At 72.5% G+C, this 5,417-nt stretch carries 6 protein-coding genes; 1 reads left to right on the top strand and 5 read right to left on the bottom strand.

The annotated features are described in order from the left end of the window. Positions 1 to 109: 109 nt before the first annotated feature. The 5 genes from FOE67_RS15350 to FOE67_RS15370 all read right to left on the bottom strand — a co-directional run bounded on the left by FOE67_RS15350 (position 110) and on the right by FOE67_RS15370 (position 4,689). Complete coding sequence (locus FOE67_RS15350) at positions 110 to 901, bottom strand: ABC transporter permease (RefSeq protein ID WP_182664612.1); 792 nt, start codon at positions 899 to 901, stop codon at positions 110 to 112. Further along, positions 898 to 1,908: an ATP-binding cassette domain-containing protein gene (locus FOE67_RS15355; RefSeq protein WP_438874229.1), complete on the bottom strand. Its 1,011-nt coding sequence runs from the start codon at positions 1,906 to 1,908 to the stop codon at positions 898 to 900. The genes FOE67_RS15350 and FOE67_RS15355 overlap by 4 nt, the downstream gene beginning before the upstream one ends. 99 nt (positions 1,909 to 2,007) lie before the next feature. After that, positions 2,008 to 2,850, bottom strand: coding sequence for a DUF4097 family beta strand repeat-containing protein (locus tag FOE67_RS15360; protein ID WP_182664614.1), 843 nt, complete (start codon positions 2,848 to 2,850; stop codon positions 2,008 to 2,010). Between the two features lie 97 nt (positions 2,851 to 2,947). Next, positions 2,948 to 3,469: a toxin-antitoxin system HicB family antitoxin gene (locus tag FOE67_RS15365; RefSeq protein WP_182664616.1), complete on the bottom strand. Its 522-nt coding sequence runs from the start codon at positions 3,467 to 3,469 to the stop codon at positions 2,948 to 2,950. Between the two features lie 254 nt (positions 3,470 to 3,723). Then, positions 3,724 to 4,689: a helix-turn-helix transcriptional regulator gene (locus FOE67_RS15370; RefSeq protein ID WP_182664618.1), complete on the bottom strand. Its 966-nt coding sequence runs from the start codon at positions 4,687 to 4,689 to the stop codon at positions 3,724 to 3,726. A 109-nt stretch (positions 4,690 to 4,798) separates the two neighbouring features. On the opposite strand from FOE67_RS15370, the gene FOE67_RS15375 reads away from it, so the two are divergent. Next, positions 4,799 to 5,353 (top strand): DinB family protein, encoded by a 555-nt coding sequence (locus FOE67_RS15375; RefSeq protein WP_182664620.1) that lies wholly within the window; start codon positions 4,799 to 4,801, stop codon positions 5,351 to 5,353. Positions 5,354 to 5,417: the final 64 nt, after the last annotated feature.

Consider the following 5,417-nt stretch of genomic DNA (forward strand, 5'->3'; position numbering starts at 1 on the left):
GGCCACGTCCCCACCCGCTGGCGGTTCTGACACCCGGCACCGCGACGGCGTGCACCGACGCGGTGCCGGTGCACGCCGCCCCCGGAGGTCGTCCGGGAAGGCTCCGTCCTCACCCCGGGGCGCGGTCGAAGCGCACCCTGCACCACAGGTAACCGAGGACGGCGAGCCCGAGGAACCAGGCGAGGGCGAGCCACCCGTGGTGGCCGATCTCCGTGCCGAGGAGCAGCCCTCGGAGGGTTTCGATGGCCGGGGTGAAGGGCTGGTACCCGGCGATCGGTCGGAACCAGCCGGGCAGGGCGTCCAGGGGGACGAAGGCGGTGGACAGCAGGGGCAGGAGGATCAGCGGCAGGGCGTTGTTGCTCGCGGCCTCGGCGTTGGGGCTGCCCAGCCCCGTGCCGACCGCGATCCAGGTCAGGGCCAGGGAGACGAGGGTCAGCAGACCGAGGGCCGCCGCCCATTCCACGACCCCGGCGTCCGTGGTCCGGAAACCGATGGCCACCGCGACGGCCCCGACGAGCACCACACTCGCGACGCACTGCAGCACGCTGCCCAGGACGTGGCCGATGAGCACCGATCCCCGGTGGATCGGCATGGTGCGGAAGCGGGCGATGATGCCCTCGGTCATGTCCGTGGCCACGGACACCGCGCTGCCGATGGTGGTGGAGCCGATGGTCAGCAGCAGGATGCCGGGGACGAGGTATTCCAGGTAGGCGGAGCGGTCCGCGCCGCCGTCCCCGAGGCCCGCGCTCATCACCTCGCCGAAGACGTACACGAAGAGCAGCAGCATCAGGACCGGGGTGAGCAGCAGGTTCAGTGTCATGGAGGGGTAGCGCCGCACGTGCAGCAGGTTGCGGCGCAGCATCGTGGAGGAGTCGCGCACGGCGAGGGACGGGGAACTCATCGGGTGGCCTCCTCGGACCCGTCGGTGGGGCCGGGACGGTCGGTGCCGCCGGTCAGGGCGAAGAAGACGTCGTCGAGGTCGGGGGTGTGCACGGTCAGTTCGTCGGCCTCGACACCGGCGGCGTCCAGCCGGTCGAGCAGGGAGCGCAGTTCGCGTTGGCCGCCGTCACCGTGGACGCGCAGGGCCAGGGCCTCGTCGTCCCGGTCGGCCCCGGTCAGGGCGGAGGCCGCCGAGCGGTATGCGGCGGGGTCGGTGAAGCGCAGGCGGACGTGTCCGCCGGGGACCAGGCGCTTGAGTTCCTCGGCGGTGCCCTCGGCGGCGATTCCGCCGTCGTGGAGCACCGCGATGCGGTCGGCGAGCTGGTCGGCCTCCTCCAGGTACTGGGTGGTGAGCAGGACGGTGACGCCGCCGGCGACCAACTCGCGGACGATCCGCCACATGGCGTGGCGGGAGCGGGGGTCCAGACCGGTGGTCGGCTCGTCGAGGAAGATGATCCGGGGGCTTCCGACCAGGGTCATGGCGATGTCCAGGCGGCGTCTCATGCCACCGGAGTAGGTGGATGCGGGCTTCCCCGCCGCCTCCACCAGGTCGAAGCGCTCCAGCAGGTCGGCGACCACCCGTCGCCCCTCCCTCCCGGGGAGGTGGTGCAGGTCGGCCATCAGAAGCATGTTCTCCTCGCCGGTGAGGAGCCCGTCCACGGCGGAGAACTGGCCGGTGACCCCGATGGCGGCCCGCACCGCTTGCGCCTCGGTGGTGAGGTCGTGACCGCCGACCCGGGCCCGCCCCCCGTCGGCCCCGATGAGGGTGGACAGGATCTTCACGACAGTGGTCTTGCCGGCGCCGTTGGGGCCCAGCAGCGCGAAGACCGAGCCGGTGGGGATGTGCAGGTCGATGCCGTCGAGCACGGTTTTGTCGCCGTAGGACTTGCGCAGACCGGTGGCGGAGACGGCGACCGGGGGTGGATGACCGTCACTCCGGCTTTGCATGGGCATGACAGAAGAAGACATGGAGTCCTCCGTTCGGGGATCACGACGATGGGGAGAGGCCGGGGAGAGGAGGAGAGGAGGAGAGAGCGTGGGAAGCGGCGCGGAGCCGGCTCCGCCGGATCAGGCCTTGGCGCGGAGGACGTCGATGTTGCCCCAGTTGGACCGGGCGCGGATCGCGACACTCTCCCCGCTGTCCTCCGGGGCCTCGGAGGCCTCGAGTCCGACGCGGACCTGCCCCCGGTTGGAGTTGACGTCGAGCCAGGCCCCCACGCCCTCCCGGACGCCGACCTCGATCGGACCGTTGGAGGTCTCCAACCGGATGTCCCCGCGGCCGACCTCGCCGACCCGGAGAGGGCCGTGGGTGGTGGTGCCCACGACCGAGGCCTCGGCGCGCCCGATGTCGATGCTGCCGGTGGCACCGCTCACCCGCAGTTCGCCGGTCACGGCACGCACGGTCGTGGAGCCGTGCGAGTTCTTCAGGACGGCGTGGCCGTCCACCAGGCCGACCCGCATGTTGCCGGTGTTGGCGGTGATCTCGCACATGCCCTCCACGCGGTCGACGGTGCTCGATCCGTGCGGCACCCTCAGGTGCAGCGGCCCCGTGGTGTCCAGACGGACGTCGCCGGACGTGGTCTTCACCGCGACCTCGCCGAGCCGGCCCTCGCCCAGCAGGTTGACCGCCGCGCCGGTCACCTCGACGTCCGATCCCGTCGGCAGCTCCACCGTCACGTCGACGGAGCCGCCGCGCCCGAGCAGATTCGGCTTGGGCGTGGTGACGGTCAGGACACCGTTGCCGTACTCGACCCGGGTCTGCTCGGCCGCGCGGACGTCCTGGTCCTTCTCCGGGTCGAGGGGACGCACCTCGACGATCGTGTCGTGGCGGTCGGCCGTGGCGAGCCGGAGGGCACCGGCGTACACGTAGGCGGTGACCGAAATCGGCCGGGGGGTGTCGAAAGAAGGCATGGCTGTCCCGTCCTCGTGGGTCCTCGGCACGTCCCCGCAGGTGGGACGCGGTGTGGGTGGAAGCGGTGCGGTGGTACGGGTGGGGCCCGGAGCGCGCTCAGCGCACCCAGCCCGTGAAGCTCTGGCCGACGGTCCGGGTCCGCTCCGCCGGCCGCGGTCCGGCGCCGGTCCCGACCGCCGCCGACACGGCCCGCACCAGCCAGGCGTTGACCGACAGCCCCTCGCGGCTCGCCGCCTCCTCGGCGCGTGCCTTGAGGTGCGCCGGCAGCCGCAGGTTGACCCGGGCGGTGCCGCCCTCGTCACCGGGGGGCGGCGGGAGCGTCGCCCCCGCCGCGTCGACGGGGGACGGCGGCACCGGGGGGGCACCCTCGTCGGTGGGCGGCGGTGTCACCACGAACTCGGGATCCAGGCCGCGCAGCCGCACATCGACCGAGCCGGGGGCGAGCTCCCGGGTGACCTCGTCCATGGCGGCGGAGAGCACGTTGAGCATGGTCAGCCGGGCCGCCGACTCCAGCGGGGCGGTGAGCCGCTCGGCCAGCTCGCGGGCGTCCCCGCCCCCGGCCTCGGCGGCCACCGCGAGTTCACGGCGGAGGGTGTCGACATACGGCGTGAGGTCCATGACGCCATCATGGCACCACTATGGCGCCACGCGCAACCCCGAACGGCGCCACACCGGGAGGGAATCGAGAAAATTCCTCCTGATCTGCGAAAACACGGCATCGTCGAGGCATGTCACCCACGACCTCCCACCCCCTGCGAGCACCACGGCACCCTTGCGTGGCACCACCTGGCATCACATGGTGCCATGTGGTGCCAGGTGATGCCACGTGGCACCGAACGGCGCCGGGTGGTGCCGGGTGGTGCCACATGGCATCACGCGGCGCCGGCGGCCCGGCCGAACCGCTCCGCCCGTTCCCTCACCAGGTCCAGCAGCTCGGGCGGCTCCACCACCCGGAACTCCGCCCCGGCCGCGCCGAGCGCCATCAGCGGCCACTCCAGGGAATCGGTGGTCATCCGCACCCCGCAGCGTTCCGCGTCGATCGCCTCCACCACGCCCCACCGTCCGATCCGCTCCCGGACCACGGCGGCCGGGGCGTGGACGACCGCCTCCACCCGGTGCGGACGCGGCAGGTTGTCCAGCTTCCCCCGCAGGAACTCGGCGGCGTCGGCGGCCGGCAGGTCACGGGACCGGAACCGCTCCCCCGTCGCACGCGGCCCGGTGATCCGATCGACCCGGAAAATGCGCCAGTCGTGCCGGTCCAGGTCGTAGGCGATCAGGTACCAGCGACGACCGGGGCAGACCAACCGATGCGGCTCCACGTGCCGATCGCTGTTCCGGGAATCGGAGGCCGTGTAGGAGAACCGGAGCCGCTCGGCCGCCCGACAGGCCGGGGCGAGCACCGTGAGCACCGTCGGATCGACCGGCGCCGCCTCCGGACCGCCCCAGTCCACCGGCTCCGTCACCTCGCTCAACGCCTCCACCCGACCCCGCAGCCGGGCGGGCATCACCTGCAGCACCTTGGCCAGCACCCGCACCGAGGACTCGGAGATGCCCTCCACCGCGCTCCGGGCCGCCGTCCGCAATCCCACCACCAGGGCGACCGCCTCCTCGTCGTCGATCACCAACGGCGGCAGCGCGGTCCCGGCGGCGAGCTGGTAACCGCCGTCCACCCCGCGCTGCGCGTCCACCGGATAGCCCAACTCGCGCAGCCGGTCGATGTCACGGCGCAGCGTGCGCGGCGAGACGCCCAACCGCTCCGCGAGTTCGGGGCCCGGCCAGTAACGGTGGGTCTGGAGGAGGGACAACAGTCGGAGCATCCGGGCGCTGGTGTTCGCCATGATCCGATTCTCCCGCCGATTGCGGCCGGAAAGTGGCCGCTGTCGGTTCCAGGATGGTCTCGAAGGACGGAGCGGGCCGAGTGGCCCGCCACCGACGAAGGGCGGAGCCATGACCACAGACGAGACGACCACCACCCGGGACAACGAGGTCCGCGGCGCCCGTGAGCGCGCCGACCTGCTGCAGACCCTGGGGACCCATCGGCACTTCCTGCGCCACACCGCCCGCGAGCTCACCGACGAGCAGGCGCGGCAGCGCACCACGGTGAGCGAACTGTGCATCGGCGGCATCATCAAGCACGTCGCCGCCACCGAGCGCGAATGGGCCGACTTCATCGTCAAGGGGCCGAGCGTGATGGCCGACTTCTCCGAGATGACCGAGGCCGACTTCGAGCGACGGGAGAACGAGTTCGTGCTGCTGCCGGACGAGACCCTGGCCGGGGTCCTGGAGGAGTACGCCGAGGTCGCCCGCCGAACCGACGAGGTGGTCGCCGAACTGCCGGACCTGGACGCCGACCACCCGCTGCCGGAGGCGCCCTGGTTCGAGCCCGGTGCCCGCTGGTCGGCCCGCCGGGTGCTGCTGCACGTCATCGCGGAGACCTCGCAGCACGCCGGTCACGCCGACATCATCCGGGAGGCCCTGGACGGGGCGAAGACCATGGGCTGACCCGGGATCGGAGGGGTGGAGCCGGCACGGCGCGGCCCCACCCCTCGTCCCGCCGGTACGACTC

It is taken from the genome of Streptomyces calidiresistens (assembly GCF_014141525.1).
Taxonomy (GTDB): Bacteria; Actinomycetota; Actinomycetes; order Streptomycetales; family Streptomycetaceae; genus Streptomyces; species Streptomyces calidiresistens.